Source organism: Gimesia aquarii, from assembly GCF_007748175.1.
Classification (GTDB): domain Bacteria; phylum Planctomycetota; class Planctomycetia; order Planctomycetales; family Planctomycetaceae; genus Gimesia; species Gimesia aquarii_A.
The window spans coordinates 3,064,902-3,083,559 of sequence record NZ_CP037422.1 but is presented as its reverse complement, the minus strand read 5'-3'; the positions used below and the strand labels follow the sequence as shown (position 1 = coordinate 3,083,559).

Annotated in this window: 9 protein-coding genes and 1 tRNA gene; 7 read left to right on the top strand and 3 right to left on the bottom strand. The window is 47.7% G+C overall.

Going from position 1 to position 18,658, the window contains the following annotated elements:
* Positions 1 to 312: 312 nt before the first annotated feature.
* The 3 genes from V202x_RS11825 (at position 313) to V202x_RS11815 (ending at position 5,366) form a co-directional block, all read left to right on the top strand.
* Complete coding sequence (locus tag V202x_RS11825) at positions 313 to 1,713, top strand: neutral/alkaline non-lysosomal ceramidase N-terminal domain-containing protein (protein WP_145174714.1); 1,401 nt, start codon at positions 313 to 315, stop codon at positions 1,711 to 1,713.
* Between the two features lie 64 nt (positions 1,714 to 1,777).
* The gene (locus V202x_RS11820) at positions 1,778 to 5,098 is read left to right on the top strand and encodes a PQQ-binding-like beta-propeller repeat protein (RefSeq protein ID WP_145174711.1); all 3,321 of its coding nucleotides are present in this window, start codon (positions 1,778 to 1,780) and stop codon (positions 5,096 to 5,098) included.
* A gap of 194 nt (positions 5,099 to 5,292) precedes the next feature.
* Positions 5,293 to 5,366 (top strand) — tRNA-Arg (locus V202x_RS11815).
* Between the two features lie 284 nt (positions 5,367 to 5,650).
* Here V202x_RS11815 and V202x_RS11810 read toward each other — a convergent pair.
* From V202x_RS11810 to V202x_RS11800, 3 genes are all read right to left on the bottom strand, one after another.
* The gene (locus tag V202x_RS11810; RefSeq protein WP_145174709.1) at positions 5,651 to 6,289 is read right to left on the bottom strand and encodes a CmcI family methyltransferase; all 639 of its coding nucleotides are present in this window, start codon (positions 6,287 to 6,289) and stop codon (positions 5,651 to 5,653) included.
* A 1,334-nt stretch (positions 6,290 to 7,623) separates the two neighbouring features.
* Positions 7,624 to 7,899 (bottom strand): DUF6881 domain-containing protein, encoded by a 276-nt coding sequence (locus V202x_RS11805; protein WP_145174706.1) that lies wholly within the window; start codon positions 7,897 to 7,899, stop codon positions 7,624 to 7,626.
* Between the two features lie 61 nt (positions 7,900 to 7,960).
* The gene (locus tag V202x_RS11800) at positions 7,961 to 8,428 is read right to left on the bottom strand and encodes a hypothetical protein (protein ID WP_145174703.1); all 468 of its coding nucleotides are present in this window, start codon (positions 8,426 to 8,428) and stop codon (positions 7,961 to 7,963) included.
* Between the two features lie 495 nt (positions 8,429 to 8,923).
* Between V202x_RS11800 and drmD the strand changes: the two genes are divergently transcribed.
* The 4 genes from drmD to V202x_RS11780 all read left to right on the top strand — a co-directional run bounded on the left by drmD (position 8,924) and on the right by V202x_RS11780 (position 18,195).
* Entirely contained in the window at positions 8,924 to 12,187 is a 3,264-nt protein-coding gene (gene drmD / locus V202x_RS11795) for a DISARM system SNF2-like helicase DrmD (RefSeq protein WP_145174701.1), read from the top strand.
* 37 nt (positions 12,188 to 12,224) lie between these two features.
* Positions 12,225 to 12,581: a four helix bundle protein gene (locus tag V202x_RS11790; RefSeq protein WP_145174698.1), complete on the top strand. Its 357-nt coding sequence runs from the start codon at positions 12,225 to 12,227 to the stop codon at positions 12,579 to 12,581.
* Positions 12,582 to 12,596: 15 nt separating this feature from the next.
* A complete protein-coding gene (locus V202x_RS11785) occupies positions 12,597 to 16,742 on the top strand; it encodes an Eco57I restriction-modification methylase domain-containing protein (RefSeq protein ID WP_145174695.1) in 4,146 nt (1,381 codons plus the stop codon).
* A gap of 322 nt (positions 16,743 to 17,064) precedes the next feature.
* Positions 17,065 to 18,195 carry an endonuclease/exonuclease/phosphatase family protein gene (locus tag V202x_RS11780; protein WP_145174692.1) on the top strand — a complete coding sequence of 377 codons (1,131 nt, stop codon included), beginning with the start codon at positions 17,065 to 17,067 and terminating at the stop codon, positions 18,193 to 18,195.
* The last annotated feature ends 463 nt before the right edge of the window (positions 18,196 to 18,658 follow it).

Sequence of the window (18,658 nt, the reverse complement as noted above, 5' to 3'; positions counted from 1 at the left end):
AAGAAAACAAAATCAGAACGCTGCAGGATCAATACCACAACAAAGCCCGTTGAATGGTATCTGTTTCTGGCGCGACAGTATCAATTTGATGGGCTTTGTTTTTTGGTCAATAACTTAAGATCAAGCTTCAAGCAAAGGGGTGCTTGTAAAGAAAGGCTATCAAATAAAGAGCAGCAGAATCAGAAAAAATACTAAGAAAAATCAAGATGCAGGACCCAATACAGTGAGGGCTAGTTCACATCGATGATTGTTTATGTCATAATGAAAGCAATACTTGGCTATAAAGATTGACCACTTTTCCAGGCTCATGTAATGCTTTTGATAATTCAAAGATTCCTACCATTTCCTGTTCTGTTTCTCCTGTTGGGATCCAGTTTCTATACACAGGGAACTCTCACTGCTGCAGAAACAACATTTTCTTTTGGTTTTGCAAAGACGGAAATTACTCCCGATGTCCCATTGAGGCTTTCTGGTTATGGAAACCGTGCTGTAGTCTATGAAGGCATTGATGAGCCGCTTTATATTCGTGCAGTTGCCATCAAAACTTCAGACAGAAAAATCTGTTCGCTGGTTTCCATTGATTCCATTGGCTTTGCGGGGAGTTTTGTTGATCGCGTTGCCGGAAAGGTGAAAAAAGAATATGGAATGAACCGCGATCAATTGGTGGTGTGTAGTACCCACTCCCATACCGCTCCTCACCCGGTCGAAGGCTTGTCGAACATCTTTTCAACCCCAATGACAAGAGACCAAAAGGAAGCATCACAAAAATATTGGGATATGATCGAAACACAAATCGTAGAATCTGTAGGCAGAGCCATTCAGGATCTTCGCCCTGGAAAGATGTCGGTCATTTCCGGTAAAGTAAGCTTTGCCCAAAACCGTCGTGTGTTGAAGAATGGCAAGTGGAGCGGGTTTGGATTCAATCCAGAAGGACCCGTTGATCATAGTCTACCGTTGATCAAGATTACCGATGAGTCAGGAAAACTACGAGGGCTTGTATTCAATTATGCCTGTCACTGTACGACTTTCGGTAGTGATTACAATCGGTTGAATGGTGACTGGGCCGGCTATGCGGCAAAATACATTGAAGAACAGCATGGTGACATCACCGCAATTTGTACCATCGGTTGTGGTGCGGATCAGAATCCCATCCGAGGAAATAAAAATGTTGCCAAAGATCTGGCGATCGGTCATGGACGAGCAATTGCTTTGGAAGTCTCTCGCCTTTTGAAGCAGCCCATGCAGGAAATCAGTTCTCCTGTAAAAACATCCTATGGTGTTGCCAACCTTCCCTTCGATCGTCCCACAGAAGCACAATTGAAAAACGCATTCGAAAATAAACGAGAGCAAGTCAAAAAACATGCAGAGAATATGCTGGCGATTTATAAACAAAAAGGACATCTTCCTGAAACCTACCCTGCTCCGGTACAAGTCTGGAAATTTGGCAATCAGTTAACCATGATTTTTCTGGGGGGAGAAGTCGTTGTTGATTATGCACTCCGTTTAAAGAAAGAAATCAAAAGTGACCTGATTTGGGTGACCGCGTATGCGAATGACATTTTTGGTTACGTTGCCTCAGAACGCATGCGGGCCGAAGGTGGATACGAATATGACTTTTCGATGATCTATTACAATCAACCCGGCCCCTGGTCAAAAGGCACCGAAGAAATCCTAATGCACCGCATACACGAACTTGTCAAAGAGGCTCATTAAATTTTGAACTTCGGTCTCTCCTTTAAGTTTCAACAAACAAGCGATTTGCTCGCGAAAGTATAACATGTTGTATCAAAGCGAAATGTTAAAACATATTATTTGCTGTTGTCTGCTCCTATGTGTGTTAGGCCTCAGTAATAGAAATACAGAAGCCGCCGATTGGCCGATGTGGCGTGGCAATGTCGAACGGACCGGTGTCACATCAGAAGTGTTGCCCGAAAAATTATTCCCCGGTTGGTCGCGCAAGTTGCCCGCTTATCAGGTGGCCTGGCCAAACGAAGAGCGTCTGCACTTCGATTTCGCCTACGAACCGGTAGCCGTTGGGAGTCATATCCTGGTGGGATCACCTTTGGAAGGAAGTCTCACCACGTATGATGCCAAAACGGGCGATCAACGCTGGAAGTTTTATACTAACGGTCCGGTCCGATTTGCCCCCATCGTTTCGGATCAAAATGTAATCTTTGGTTCGGATGATGGCTTTCTTTATTGTCTGAATCTTGCTGATGGTAAATTACGTTGGAAAATCAAAGGTGCCCCCGATACTCATCAGGAACGTTGGCATCTGGGTAACGATCGATTAATTTCGTATTGGCCCATTCGAGGAGCTCCTGTAGTGAAAGAGGGAGTCGTTTTCTTCGGTGCCGGGATCTGGCCCTCCATGGGGACCTATTTGAGTGCCGTTGACATCAAAACAGGAAAACGAAAATGGATTAACCAGCGAATTCAATACTTGAAAAATGTACGCATCGATCATAATTATCTGCACGAAGCAGGTCTCTCGCCTCAAGGTTACTGTCTGATTGCCAATAACATGCTCGTGGTTCCCAATGGTCGATCCATGCCGGCTCGGATCGATCCCGAGACCGGCAAGATGCACTACTTTGTGCAAGGTTATCGCAATGGTGACTCTCGGGTGATAGCCGCGGGAGATTATCTTCTGGTCGGCCACTCTGGAGTTGTCAACTTGGCCGACGGTCGCGAGGTCGGCAATCGCTGGGTCGATGCCGGAAAGGATGCGCCGAAATCCTGGAGCATGTCCAAACGCGATCAGTTTGAGGGTCCCTTTGATGCCTATAAAAGTATGCCTGGTTGCAGCTTTCGCTCTGTGTATGATCAAGGGATTTGTTACGGTGTCGATATGGGTGTGGTCTACGCGTACGATTTGTCTAAAGCTAAGAAAAGTTTGTATGAGAAAAAACATGGCGCGCAGACCGTCAGACCAGCCAAGTGGGAAGCCCCTCTGCTCTGGAAACTGGATACCGGTTTGGGAAAAGATAAGACTCATTCGATTATCAAAGCGGGAAACACATTGTATGCTCATGTTGGTAAAACCTTATTTGCAGCAAAAATAGCCAAAGACCAAAAGTCGGCCAAAGTCGTCTGGCAACACAAACTGACGCAGCCGGTTGGTTCGCTGATCGTTGCCAATCAACGTTTGATTGTTTCCTGTCTCAACGGATATCTGCACTGCTTTCAGACCGAGCCACAGAAACACAAGTGGCTGAAGCAGGTGCGTGTTCCACTACCGAGAATTTCAGCTGAAGATAACCAGCTTGCTTTTGAATATCTGGATGCAAGTTCTATCAAAGTGGGTTCTGAGGGTCCTCTAATAGCGGGTAATATTGTAATACGTGGTATAGAGTCCGACTCGCTGCCAGATGCATTGCTGCAGGTAGCCAGAGTTCGGATCATTGTGATCGAGGATGACATCGAGCTGGTCAACAGGTTGCGGAAAAAGCTCCACGACGTTGGCGTTTATAGCGGGGAAGTCCAGATAATTCACGCCGACCCCGACACCTTTCCACTGCCTCACTATCTGGCCGAACTGGTCATTGATCCGACACCTGCTGCGAAGAATGCGGTCGCGCTGTCTGAGAAGCTCAAGTCGGTTCGACCTTACGGGGGCGTCGCCTGCTTGAGGGTGAACGATGCCAACCAGGCGTTGATAGAAAAGATGACAGCCAGCCTGGACAAGACACATTGGAAAGTTCAGCGACAGAACAATCTGGTAACTCTGCAGCGCAAGGGAGCCCTGCCCGGTTCGTCCGACTGGACCCACGAATGTTCCGATGCGGCTCGGTCTTATTTCTCTCGCGATCAACTCGTCAAAGCCCCCCTGGGAATTTTATGGTATGGTGATGGGCCCGGTTATGGGTTCCATAAGTTCAAAGACTATGGTCGAGGCGTCAAACCACAAGTCGCCGGCGGCAGGCTGGTCGCCTTCGACGATCGCGCCAAACGCCTGACAGCGATTGACGCTTACACCGGTCGACTCTTGTGGAACTTTGATACCGGAACAACAATTGTTCGTTTTGCAACGCTGCCTCATGCGATCATTGTCGGCAGGAATTCTGAATGTGTCATCCTCAATCCCGAGGATGGTTCGATTATCAAAACACTTCCCTGTAAGCTTGATCCGAAACTGACAGGCATGCCGGGTGTCGTCGATGTCCGCGTGGCCGATCCGCTGATTCTCGTCGCTATCGGGTTCGATCTCCCCAAAGGGCACAGTCATCCTGCGATTGAAACTGGATTGTGGGACGCCAAAACCATTGTTGCCTTTGATCGAAAATCGGGAAAACAGCTCTGGTCGATTGTGGCGAAAGAACGATTTAATATTCATTCTCTGGTCCTTGGTAATGGTTTGGTGTTCTGTACCGATTCCATCTCCCCTTTAAAAGCCGATCAAATGAAACGTCGTGGCACCGCCCCCGAGACGTTCACATCGGAAGTGTTGGCCCTCGATCCAAAGCACGGAACGGTCAAGTGGAAATTTCGACGTGAATATGGTCATCGGGTCATGACAGGCCGCGGCCCATTGGCGATTCGTCCTTATGATGATTGGTCTGCCTTTTCTGAAAAATCTCAATTACTCTACACGGGAAAACTAAAAGAGATGCAAGCTCTGAACGCCACGACGGGTGAAAAAGTCTGGGAAAAACCAATCGGCTTGCAACCGTTATTACTGTATGACGATTCTTTTATTAATCAGGCCGGCGTCAAGTACGATCTGTTCACAGGCAAACAGATTTCGAAAAAACCGCTCTTCAAACGTAGCGGCTGTAATTACACGGTCGGAAATCAAAACCTATTATTTTTGAGAAACAATTGTGCCGCCTATGTCGATATGGATCAGAAGAAAGAATTCAGTCTTCGTAATCTACGCTCAGGTTGCAGCAACAGCCTCGTGGCCGCGAACGGCCTGTTAAGCATCCCCTGCTTTTCAACCGGCTGCATTTGTAATTATCCGCTGCAAACTTCTTTTGGTATGGTGCATATGCCGGAAGTGAGCCAATGGACGACCGACGATCCCATCGATGTCAAACAACTTCGCGATGCACAAACCGCAGTGACGTCCGAAAATCGAGTCAATCCTGCGAAATAGATTCATTTGAAATCGTGGATATTCCACATTTGGCAATCTCTCTCGACAAGATGCGAAATTTTTTGAAATCAGATCAAGCATTCTGAGTCATAAGTCTTGAGAATGAAAACACTTTCAAGCTAAAATCCCTTTCCGGTCAAGGGAAGTTCCAGAGTGAACTGGCCTGACCGCATGAGTGTCAAACGATTACTTTTGCGCCCGTAGCTCAGCTGGATAGAGCAACGGACTTCTAATCCGTAGGTCAGTGGTTCGAATCCACTCGGGCGTATTTAGAAAGCCATAAACCAATCTGGTTTATGGCTTTCTTTGTAGATGTGGTTTGCTCTAGTTTTTTGGAGTGCTACGTAAAATGCTACGTGGTTCTTCAGAAGCGTTCCAAATTGTTACTGTCTTCTTTTGGGGATTTGTAAATCACATCTAACCCCCGACTAAAAAAAATAATAGTAGATGGCATACGGATTTCACGTTCAGAATCACGGTAAAAATTTATTCTCCCAGTTAGTCGGCCACTGCTATCTCTACTAATTCACGATCCTTTGTCTGATCTATAGCTTACACTCGTCTTAAATAACCTTTAGGGTTCCATGTGACCAAAAAAGATTCTCGATCACGATCAATTTCAAAATTAGAATTAGTTCTTACAAATTCTTCAATCGCTTCGTAAGGTCCTGGATTTGGTCCCACATTTAATCCATGATGGCAAATCCCATCTTCCACAATAAAATAATCGCCTGGCTTGATCAGTGATTGATAACACATTAGGACATTCAGTGTATTGCTGTAAGTGTGGGCACTATCTTCGATAATTAGTACTCTATCGGAAGATGAGACGAGTTTACTCACAACTGTAAATGAATTGCAGGCATCCCCTTCAATGAGTGTAATACGTGGGTGATTTTTTACGAGATCGGGTACATTTTCATGTGAAATATCGATTCCGATAACTCTACCTTTATCAAGAAGGTCACAGAGGTGAGCCAAAGCCAGTGTGCCGCCGCCACAATTATTACCAATTTCAATAATTACATCTGGCTTGGTCTCATGCATGATCTCCTGGTAGATCCAGAAATCAGTTGGACTTTTAAGTGCTGGTACTCCGAAATAAGTAGTTTTTGTCATGATACGATCTTGAATGACATCTAAAACTTTTGACAAAGGCATGTCTAAATTTTCTTCCATATAATCGGCCATATATATCTCCTGTTAAGAGTTTTAATTGAAAATTACTGCAAAAGATTAACATGATTTTGTATTCAAGTATAGACTGACGTGCCCCAAGTATGACACGAGACACCTAACTCAATGTTTGCTTGTTGTGTTTCTGACCTAGTTTGATTGTTAGTTGATACAATTTAGATGTGGGGTCTATAGCATCGAATACACACTTGGTGGGCATGATTGCCTCCTCCTTACTAGGTCCAGAATCCTGATCAGGTATATCAAGTTCTGGATTCGGTTTAGGGGACAAGGTCAACCTTATACATAGAGTCTATCGTATGACTACTATCAGACTTTGTGAGTCCGTTCAGTCTTCTAATCCGTAGGTCAGTGGTTCGAATCCACTCGGGCGTATTTCTTCAGTGATCCGCAAGTGATCACAGGGCTCATCTGCCCTCCTCCCTTCCAAAAAAGTGTCGATCTTCGTCTTGACGGGTGGCTCCCGTTTTCGAAACTCTTAATTTCTGCGTCGCGCGCGCGAGGCAGTGAAATTTCGCGGGTGAAGTTCTGCTCCCCTGCATTTCTCAGCACTATAAAAACCCCTGGAAAGAGACAAATTTCAGAGACCGCCACCAAAACCACTTCCCGATGTGCATTATGGAGGACCCCGTTTCGGATCATTTTCAACAAAAAACAGAGAGTTTTAACGTGTCGTTTTACCATATCCGAGACAAAACTGCGCAAAAGTCTTTGCTTGACTGGTGAATGCCCTTGGCGAAGATGGTACGAAGTCAAAATGTGCATTTTGAGAAAGTTTAGACAAGATACATACCAGAACACCATGATTGACGGCCTCCAATGACGCATAAGTAAAACAGGGCCAATCTACAAGCAGAATAAACCGATCACATACGAGCTTTCTCTGGCTCGTACTATCATATTTTACTTGATCAGAGCAATCGACTGAGAGATGAAAATCCAGTAGTAGTGTGATTTGTTAAGGACAAGGACGAACGCATAGCGACCGAAGTTCCATTCGCTGTCTGCTCTACATCGCGATGTTTGTATCAGCCTGTTGGAACAGCCGCATCAAACAAAGTATTTTATCTTTATTAAAAAGAGGGAAATCCAAGAAGCTGGCAATCACAGCCTATATGAGAAAGTTTCTTACGATCCTGAATTCCATGATAAAAAACAATCAAACATGGAATCAAACTTTTCTTGCCTCTCTTGAAAAATTCAAGACGACCACTAACTCATTTTAGATGTAAATATGAGTGCCATTTGATCGTTCTCAGCGTTTTTTAATTCCTCGCTCCGTTAATTAGTCTATGGGTGAATTCTAAAGGAATCGGGAATGCTATAATTTAAGAGTGTGAGTTAAGCCATACTCTTTCAAACTCTTCTTGATCTATGTGTTGCAATTCAAATTCTGGATTAGAAGCAATTTGCTCTAATGGAGGATATTGTGATGTAGACAATTCGGTAGACTCTGTATGATTTTCTTTATCTGCATAACCGAATGTTCCGTCTGGAAACTCTTCAATTTTTCGAATTTCCCACAATTCATCATCTAACTCAGCATAAATTACAACGGGTTCTTCTTGAAATTTGTGAAGCCATTTAACCTGTAAGAAATACATGGACTTAGATCTTTAAATTATTTAAGAATAGTTCCATAACTTAAAATTCGATTGACTAAATCTAACGGTCTTCTGTTCGCGCTGGCCTGAATGACTTTTCGGCAATGATTTGCTGTTGTTCAAGTTTAAATTGCAGCATGCTGAAAAAATCAGTATTGAGTTCAGGAAAATCATCTAAAAACTTTCTGCTCTCCTCCAGTTCAAATGCTGCATCCTCTCTTTCTTCTGCCCAGCAGGGGATTGCCTGGAAATCAGAGCTGTAAAGTGATTCTGTAATGTGATGGACAGCTTCTAAGGCAGTGAATGCAGTGTAACCTTTGAAGCAAATTGGCTCCAGCCATTCAGCATTTGCTTCTTTAATGAGCTCCGTTGCCAAAACGAGCCTGCGGGGATCATGTTGATGGGGTTGATAGATCTTATCCAGCTTTTTGACACACTTTTCACATAGAGTGTAGCATCTTCCAATCTCGCTATTTAAGATTCGGCCATTGAGTGAATCGATCTCTTCGAGAGGGAATTTCTTGGACACACGTCGAAATGCTTTAAATATTTACTCTACCTAATTTAGCCAGGAATAAGCCAGCTGTGTCATGTCGTAAACTAGATCAGAATGATTCTCGGAATCGGGTTCACGATTCATCAACGTTTACTTTTGAAAACAGGTGAGCAAAATGGAATATGAATTAATTCGGTCGGATGAATTCTAGACCAAATATTATTCATCGTCGTATCGAAATGAGAATCGTACAAAATGTGGCTGACTGATCCATTCATAAGTTAACTGATGGGCATTCTAAGGAAACTCACTCAACTTAACATATATTGTGGAGCATACTGAGGAATCTGATTTCTTTTTTGAGTGCACTTTGATATGTAAAGGAACTTTATCTATCCAATATTACTACTGATTGCATTCTGGTTCGACTGTTGGTAGTCTGATTCTTTGGCTGTGCACGATTGTATTTCAGTGTAAATTTGGCAGTTGCTGAAGAATCAACTACAAGCAGTGATAGAGTATAAACTTATGAGCCAATTGATTGATTCACTTTCCCCCGGGCAAATAGCCCGTGTTCGGCAGCGAACCTATCTGGTCGAGGAGATCGTCAAACCCAAACGGGTGGTTGACAGTACGCTCGTGCGTCTCTCTTGTGTTGATGACGATAACCAAGGGCAGCCTCTGGAAGTTCTCTGGGAGAAAGAACTAGATCCAGAGATTCTCACTGGGGAAGCATGGGAAGAAGTCGCATCGAAAGGATTTGACGATTCCAGACTTTTCTCTGCCTATCTGAATACTTTGAAGTGGAACTGTGTGACTTCCACTGATCCGAAGCTGTTTCAGTCCCCTTTCCGGGCTGGAATCCGGCTCGACGCGTATCAGCTGGAACCCCTTCGCAAAGCGCTGCTGCTGCCTCGCGTCAATCTGTTTATCGCCGATGATGTCGGTCTGGGGAAAACGATCGAAGCCGGGCTGATTGCCCGCGAGATGCTGTTGCGCAAGAAGGTCAAAGAGATCTTCGTATCCTGCCCCCCTTCCATGCTCCTGCAATGGAAAGAAGAGCTGGAAGCCCGCTTTGGACTGACTTTTGAGATTCTCGACAAAGACTATATGAAACGAGTTCGACGCGAACGAGGTTTCAGCGTCAATCCGTGGGGGACACACACGCGATTTCTGGTTTCGCATCGGTTACTGATCGATGAGACTTATGCCGGCCCGCTACGCGATCATTTGGGGACATTCCGTGGTGGATCACTGTTTATCCTGGATGAAGCGCATCATGCCGCTCCTTCCAGTGGTGCCAAATATGCGATTGACTCCCAGATTACCCGTGCCGTCCGCGATCTGGCACCCCGTTTTGAACATCGGCTTTTCCTTTCAGCAACACCTCATAACGGGCACTCCAACAGTTTCTCTGCGCTGTTGGAAATTCTCGACCCGCAGCGATTCTGTCGGGGAGTTCCTGTCACGGCGAAATATCGGGATGAAGTTATTGTGCGGCGTATCAAGGAAGACATTCGCGAAATTCAGGGAGGTTTTCCGAAGCGTAACGTCGTACAGATCAGTATCGACGGCCTCCCGACTGATGCGCCGGAACTGCGTCTGTCCCGTTTACTCCAGGAATATCGGGAGTCACGTGAGGAACGACTGAAAAATGAAACAAAACGCAAGCAGGCGGCTTCGGGATTATTGATCACCGGTCTGCAGCAACGTCTGCTCTCCTCAATCGAAGCATTTGCACGCACCCTGAAAGTTCATCGGAAAACTGTCAAACGCCAGTGGGAGAAACTTCAGGAAGCTTCAGCTGCGGATGAGCATGACCTCAGAACATTGGACCTGCTAACGGGCATTGTCGATTCAGATGATGATCGAGCCACTCTCGAAGAAGACCAGCTTCGGGCGGAGGAAGATGCCCAGTTTGAAGCTGCTTCCTCAGCCACTCTTGGGCCTTTGGAAGACATGTCGGCGAAAGACCTGTTTGCGCATGAACAGAAACTCCTGGATGAAATGACCGAAGTCGCGGAGCAGTCCCGGGGAAAGTCAGATGCCCGCACTGAGAAGCTGATCGAGTGGATTCGAGAGAATATGTGTCCGGAACTGGGAAAGGCCGGGGCCGGATGGAATGAGACGCGCGTGCTGATCTTTACAGAATACGATGATACCAAGCGATACCTGGTGGGCCGCCTGGAAGCAGCGATTACCGGCAGCGACCAGGCTGAGCAGCGCATTCAGATCTTCCATGGTCCCACTCCCCCTCCGAAACGGGAAGAGATCAAAAAGGCGTTCAATACGGACCCGCGTAAGCATCCGGTCCGTATTCTGATTGCCACCGATGCCGCCCGCGAAGGGCTTAACCTGCAGGCTTATTGTCACAATCTGTTCCATTTCGACGTTCCCTGGAATCCCAGTCGGATGGAGCAGCGGAATGGTCGCATCGACCGTAAACTGCAATCCATGCCGGAAGTCTTCTGTCATTATTTTGTCTATCAGCAACGTCCCGAAGATCGCATTCTGCAGGTGCTGGTTCGCAAGACGGAAACGATTAAGGAAGAACTAGGCAGCCTTTCCCAGGTGATCGATTCTAATCTGGCGAAAACGATGACTCAGGGGATCAGGCATGATTTTCTGGACTCGCTGGAAAGTGAAATCGAGTTTGCCGACCTGGATGATTCCCGCCGTTCTGCGATTGAACAGGACCTGGAAGCGGCTCGCGAGCGACAGCATGCTCTGCGCGAACAGATTGATCGCTTGCGAACACTGCTGGAGAATTCGCGTAAGAGTATTGGGCTGAGCGAAGAACATTTTCAGGCCGCAATTACCAGTTCCCTGCAACTGATGGATGTGGAAGGCATGCAGCAGATACAGGGCGAAAACGGGTTGACCTGTTTCGAATTTCCTGCCATCGATGAACGATCCGGTGCGGATCCGTCCTGGGCGGAGACAATGGACACTCTGCGTGTCCCTCGTAAGCGGGACCAGAAGCTCTGGGACTGGCGGCACTCCTCACCGATCAGGCCAGTCGTTTTCGAAGATCCGGGACTGGTGGGAGATGATTATGTCCATCTGCACCTGGAACAGCGCGTGGTTCAACGGCTGCTCGGTCGCTTCACGGCACAGGGTTTTGTGCTGCATGACCTGTCACGGGCCTGTTTTGCGCAGGCGAAAGACTCGATTCCACGCGTGATTCTGCTGGGGCGTTTGTGCCTGTATGGTCTGGGAGCAGCCCGCCTGCATGAAGAGCTGATTCCCGTTACCGCACGCTGGACCGATCCGGAAATACGTAAAAAGCCAATGACTCCTTATGGGAAAGACACAGAAGCCAAAACCCTCTCTCTGCTGGATGATTCACTGTTGAAAGCCGGAGGCATGCAGCTGACTCAGGAAATCATCAGCCAGCTGCAACAGGCGGCGGCCGGGGATATTCACGATCTCCTGCCCCATCTGGAAACGCGGGGTGCTGAATATGCCAGGGAAGCAGAACTAAAACTGGCTTCCCGCGGAGAGGCCGAAGCCAAAGCCATGCGGGAAATTCTGCAGACGCAACAGAAACACATCGACTCAACGATCAAGCGTATTTCAAAATTGAACCCGAAACAGATGCAGCTGGATTTCGGCGACGAAGAAGATGAAATCCAGCAGCTCAACGCCAACAAACGTTACTGGGGTAAACGCCTGGACGAGATCAAAGAAGAACTGAAATCCGAACCCACACGAATCCAGGAACTGTACACCGTCAAATCCCGCCGCGTTGAACCGGTGGGATTGGTTTATCTCTGGCCAGTGACGGGATAGTTTTTAGTTGTTGGTTTTTAGTTTTTTGGGAGGAGACATGGCGAAGCATTATCGGGAGTTGATTGCCTGGCAGAAGGCGATGTCGATGGTAACTCATATTTATGAAACGACAAAGACGTTCCCCCATGATGAAAAGTATGGATTGGTATCTCAAATTCGTCGTTCTGCAGTTTCCGTTCCCAGTAATATCGCAGAAGGACAGGCAAGAAATTCTTCGGGGGAATTCATTCAGTTCCTGGGAATCGCCCGCGGTTCCACAGCCGAATTAACAACACAATTATTAATAGCGGCGAACTTAGGTTACATCAACAAAACAGACAAAGCACTACCAATTGTAGAAGAAGTAGGCCGCCTATTAAGCGGTCTGATCAAATCCCTAAAAACTAACAACTAAAAACTAACAACAACAATGTCCAAACCCCCTGAAGAATACGCTCACATTGAATGGCTTGGCTATGTTCAGCCGGTGGGACTGGTGGTCTCTGTACCGGCGCTGCTGGAAGCGCAGTGTTATATCAACCAGAACGTCATGGGCCGGCATGCGCAGTTTCTGAATTGTCTTCCCCGTGAGGAATCAGGCGAGATGATTCCTGAAATTCGTGATCTATCGGAATTCACGCAGAAAGTGCTCGAGTGGGAAGCCGAAGATCTGCAGGAGATCCCTGCCCGCGGGGAACTGACGGGCACTATGGCAGCTCTGGAAGTCGTCCTGCCGCAATACCATGAGACCCTCCGGCCCACGCGCGCCGTTGCGAAATTCAAACCGGCGGAAGAGGAAATTCCCTGGATGGTGCTGATTTCGGAACTGCCCACGGGAACGGAGCTGGATGATCCAAGCGAAGCGGACAGCAGTCGGCACTGGCACGCCGCCCCGCAGGCGAAGTTTGAGCGGCTGCTCCGGGAGACGCAGGTTCCCATCGGCCTGCTCTCCAACGGGCGTCAGTTGCGACTGGTCTACGCGCCCCGGGGAGAGACCAGTGGGTATGCCACGTTTAATGTCGATGAAATGATCCAGGTCGCGGGCCGACCGATGTTTGCCGCCCTGTATATGCTGCTCTGCAGCGAGCGGCTGTTTACGCTGGGGGAAAACCAGCGTCTGCCGGCGATTCTGGAAAACAGCCGCAAGTATCAGAATACGGTGTCGACCAAGCTGGCGGAACAGGTGCTGGCGGCGCTGTATGAACTGATGTGGGGTTTTCAGGCTGCCAACGATGCCCGTAAGGGGGAACTGCTCCACGACATTCTGGAAGAGGATCCGAACCACGTCTATGCGGGACTGCTGACCGTCCTGCTGCGGCTGGTGTTTGTGTTGTATGCGGAAGACCGGGACCTGCTCTCCAGCGATCCGCTGTATTCCAATTATTATTCGGTGAGCGGCCTGTTCGATCGGCTGCGTGAGGACGCTGGCCGTTTCCCCGATTCGATGAACCAGCGGCACGGCGCCTGGTCGCAACTGCTCACCCTGTTCCGCCTGGTCTACGAAGGGGGGCAGCACCACGATTTCAAACTCCCTCCCCGCAAAGGCTACCTCTTCGACCCGGAACGCTACCCCTTCCTCGAAGGAAATCAAAAACTAACAACTAACCCCCAACAACTAACAACGATCCCCAGAATTTCGGATGGCGTTGTGTTCAACGTGCTGCAGAACCTGCTGATTCTGGATGGGGAACGGCTCAGCTACCGGACGCTGGACGTCGAACAGATCGGCAGCGTGTATGAAACGGTGATGGGCTTTAACCTGGAAGTCGCCACCGGCAAATCGATTGCCATCAAACCGGTCAAAACGCACGGCGCACCGGCGACAATCGACCTGGAAGCCCTGCTGGAGACTCCGGGCAAAGACCGGGTGAAGTGGCTTAAGGACCAGGCCGATCAGAAGCTGGGGGCCGCGGACGCCAAAGCGCTTAAGGCGGCTGCCTCGATCGATGATTTGCTGCTGGCCCTCGATAAGAAGATTGCCAAAAAGGTGACGCCGCGTGTGGTGCCTGCCGAGGCGATTGTGCTGCAGCCCTCCGATGAACGCCGCCGCAGCGGTTCGCATTACACGCCCCGCTCGCTGACCGAACCGATTGTCCGCACCACACTGGAACCGATTCTGAAACAGCTGTGCGATCCGGAAGCGGAACTGCCGGAAGTCTATGAGCCGACGCGGGCCGATAAGAAACGCTTTACGAAAGGCCAACTGGAGAAACGGGTCGAACAGTCGGAGAAAGCCATTGAACTGGTGCAGGCCGCCCGCGCCGTCGGCACGCCTCACCCCTCCCAGATCCTGGAGTTGAAAGTCTGTGATCCGGCAATGGGGAGTGGTGCGTTTCTGGTGGAGACCTGCCGCCAGTTGGGAGATGAACTGGTCAAGGCCTGGTACGCCCACGATCTGGTGCCGACCGACATTCCCCCCGATGAAGACGAACTGCTGTATGCCCGCCGGCTGGTGGCGCAGCGGTGTCTGTACGGTGTCGATAAGAATGAAATGGCCGTCGACCTGGCCAAGCTGTCGCTCTGGCTGGTGACGCTGGCCAAAGATCATCCCTTTACCTTCCTGGATCACTCTCTGCGTGCCGGCGATTCGCTGGTCGGCCTGACCCGCGAACAGATCATCGGCTTCCACTGGGAACCGAAAAAACAGAAGCGATTTGATGAAGGCCGGATTCAAAAACTGCTCGACCAGGCAACCGCCACCCGGGCGAAAATTCTGAACGCCCGCGAAGACACCCCCTATCGCGACCAGGAACAACGCATGGCGCTGACAGAGGAAGCGTTGAACGTCGTCCGTTTGACCGGCGATGCCTGCGTCAGTGCCTTTTTTGCGGGCAAGAAAAAGAGAGAACGCGAAACCCGCTGCGAGGAACTGTTCGAGCAAGTTTCCGACTGGTACGAAAGCGGCCACGACATCAACAAACGCGGCCCGGTCGCTGCCGCAGCAGCGGAGTTACAACGGGGCGAACACCCACTCTCCCCCTTTCACTGGGAGATTGAATTTCCCGAAGTCTTTTCACGCGTGAATCCTGGGTTTGATGCGTTTGTCGGGAACCCACCATTTGCTGGGAAGAATACTGTTATAAGTGGAAACCGTACAAATTATCTTGACTGGTTAATGGAGTCTCATCCTAAAAGTCACGGTAATGCTGATTTAGTTTCGCATTTCTTTCGGGCTTCGTTCGGTTGGCTTAGAAGCAATGCTACTTTGGGATTAATTGCCACGAATACGATTGGTCAGGGTGATACTCGATCTACTGGACTACGTTGGATCTGCTCAAATAATGGAAATATCTATCATGCTCGACGTCGAGTCAAGTGGCCAGGCTTAGCAGCCGTTATAGTAAGCATTTTGCATATTTATAAAGGCAGCTTCTTTGCCCAAAGAACATTAAACAATGTGACAGTAGAAAATATCACAGCTTTTCTTTTTCATCGAGGTGGAAATGATGATCCTGCGCGGCTGATTACGAATGCAGGAAAGAGTTTTCAAGGTAGTATTGTGTTGGGAATGGGTTTTACCTTTGATGATACAGATTCGAAAGGTATTGCTACACCCGTTTCTGAAATGAAAAGATTGATAAAAGAAAATAGTCGAAATTCAAATTGTATATTTCCATACATAGGCGGTGAGGAAATCAATACAAGTCCTACACATGAAAACCACCGTTTTGTGATAAACTTTGGTGAAAGAACAGAAGAAGAAGCACGGTCTGGTTGGCCAGAGTTAATGAAAATTATAGAAGAAAAAGTAAAACCAGAGCGTCTGGCTCAAAAAGATAAAGGAGCTAAAGAGAAATGGTGGCAATTCATTCGTCCGCGGCCTGAGCTTAAGCTGGCAAGTCAAGGACTCGATCGGGTTTTAGTGACTATATTACATAGTAAAGACCTATCATTTGTTTTTATGCCATCGGAATCCGTATTTTCACATGCGTTAGCTGTTTTTCCACTTTGTGACTATTTCTGGTTTGCGGTTCTACAATCTCGGCCTCATGAGATCTGGGCTCGTTTTTTTGGATCATCGTTGGAAGATAGGTTACGTTATACGCCTTCAGATTGCTTTGAAACTTTTGCCTTTCCAGAACTTTTTAATAGTTGTCAGGAGTCTTGCAACAATTTGGAGAATGCTGGACTCGAATATTATGATTTTCGTGAGGATCTATTAGTTAAAAATAACGAAGGTCTCACAAAAACCTACAACCGGTTCCACGACCCTCACGAAAAATCTCCGGAAATTATCAAGCTGCGCGAGCTGCATGACGAGATGGACCGGGCGGTGCTGCGGGCATATGGCTGGGAGGATCTGGCGGAGTCGGCGACGTGTGAATTTCTGCTGGACTACGAGGAAGAAGAGGACACCGAAGGCGCCAAGAAGTCGAAGAAGAAAAAGCCGTGGCGGCTGCGCTGGCCTGATGAATTCCGCGACGAAGTCCTCGCCCGCCTGCTGGAACTCAACGAACAACGCCACCAGGAAGAACTCCTCACTGGTGTCGGCTCCACCGAGAAGACAAAACCAAAACAGAAAACCAAAACGACACGCAAAAAAAAGAAGAACCCCGACCAGCGCGATCTGTTTTAAAGGCTTGTAAAGGAAAATGTCTTTTTTCAGGTGGTTATGGCAGAAGAAGTCCTGGATGCTTTTGGAAAATGAGTTAAATCATTAGATGAGCAATCAGATCTACAGAAAGGAGGTAGCTGATGAACGATTAAATCAACGCAAACAGCGACACAGATGTGAAATCGCTACAGATCCGGTCAGCTTTCGAAGTGACCGGCAGATAGGGATATAGGCTGCTCTTAGCACGTCTTCTCAATTAATTACAAACGCAAAAAGCAGGCACTACTGGAATCAGAATTAGAAATCTAACCTTGTACAAAAAATTGTTTCAGGAGATTGAATTATGCCCCAGACCCAGTTTCGAGTTGCCAGTTTTAATGTGGAAAATTTGTTTGAACGGCTAAAGGTTTTTAACTTTCAGGATAAGTCGATTGGTGATGACCTGCTGAAGCGAATTGGTGCGTTTCGCAAGATTCTGGAAAAGAGAACGTACACTGCCGCTGACAAAACCAGACTCGTTAAGGAATTTGAGAAAGGTGATCCTGCGAACAATAAACAGCCGTTGAAAAAATATATCAAGATTCGTGAGGATCGCGGTAGTAAGCTGTGGAAGAGGCGGCAAAGAAAAATCGTTGGCGTCAAGGCCTCCGGAATTGGCGATTGTGATTTAACCGTGGAATTTATTAAAGCAAAGTTCTCCAAGGTCGGAAGAGAGAATACAGGTAAGGTGATCCGTAAAGTGAATGCGGACGTTGCCTGTATCGTGGAAGCAGATAATCGACCGGGATTGAAACGCTTTGACACGGATGTTCTCGGTTCCAAATATCGCTATGAGATGTTGCTTGATGGCAACGATCGACGTGGAATTGACGTAGGGTTATACAGTAAATATCCACTCGGAGGAATCTGGACGCACATGTTTGACGGCACCAGCAGGAGTAAAACCTTCAGTCGCGATTGCCCGGAATACGAAGTGATATTACCTAATGGTAAGAGTCTGTACGTGCTCTGTAATCACTTAAAAAGCAAAGGCTATGATTATAGCGGAACAGCAGATGCGCGCAGAAAACGTCAGGCAAAGGCAATTGCGGATATTTTGAAGAAGTATGATTTGAGAAACGACTGGGTGGTGGTCGCCGGGGATTTGAATGATACCCCCAATAGCGGTCCTTTGAAACCGCTGATGGACGTCCGCTATTTATACGATGTACTGGAATTACAATTTCCAAATCATCCCGCAAAACGCTGGACTTACCATTACAACAGCTTTGAGCAGATCGACTATGTACTTGTTTCGAAACCGTTAAAAGATCGTTTCATCAGTGCCGGCGTGGAACGACGTGGCATGTACAAACTGGATCGGCTCACAGCCAGTGATCCGGATATCGATAATGAAACCCAATTCAGCACGGTCACCCGATGGACCAACGCTGCCTCTGACCACGCCCCCGTCCTCGCTGATTTTAGACTTTAAAAGCGAACGGGCAGGTCAAAAATTGTAACCAGTGATCAACGAATCTTTCATTCTATTGGAAGATTCAATGAATGAGTGGAATTTTCAATGATCGGCAACCCCACTTTCTGAATGGGTCACAGCATGAGCCGCAACACCGCATGCGGTGTGCGGTTCATGGATTCATTGTTCGAGTGGCAAATGACTGGTTCTCGACCATACCGGTATCAAGAGTAAATATGACACGGTTGAAAAAACTGGATTGAAAGGAATTAAATGCGATGAATGAATTGATTTTATCATCAGCTGACAAGGGTTTACATGGACAACAGTGGGCTGGTAGAATCGTTCATCGGTGGCATCGCCGTGCTGAGATCTCTTAATGATGGTAATGCGCCGCAGGAAATTAAACGGTCTTGGAGAGTGTTAGATAAAACAGAAAACTATTTTCTGATATCGACTTTACTTACTTTTATATGCTTTT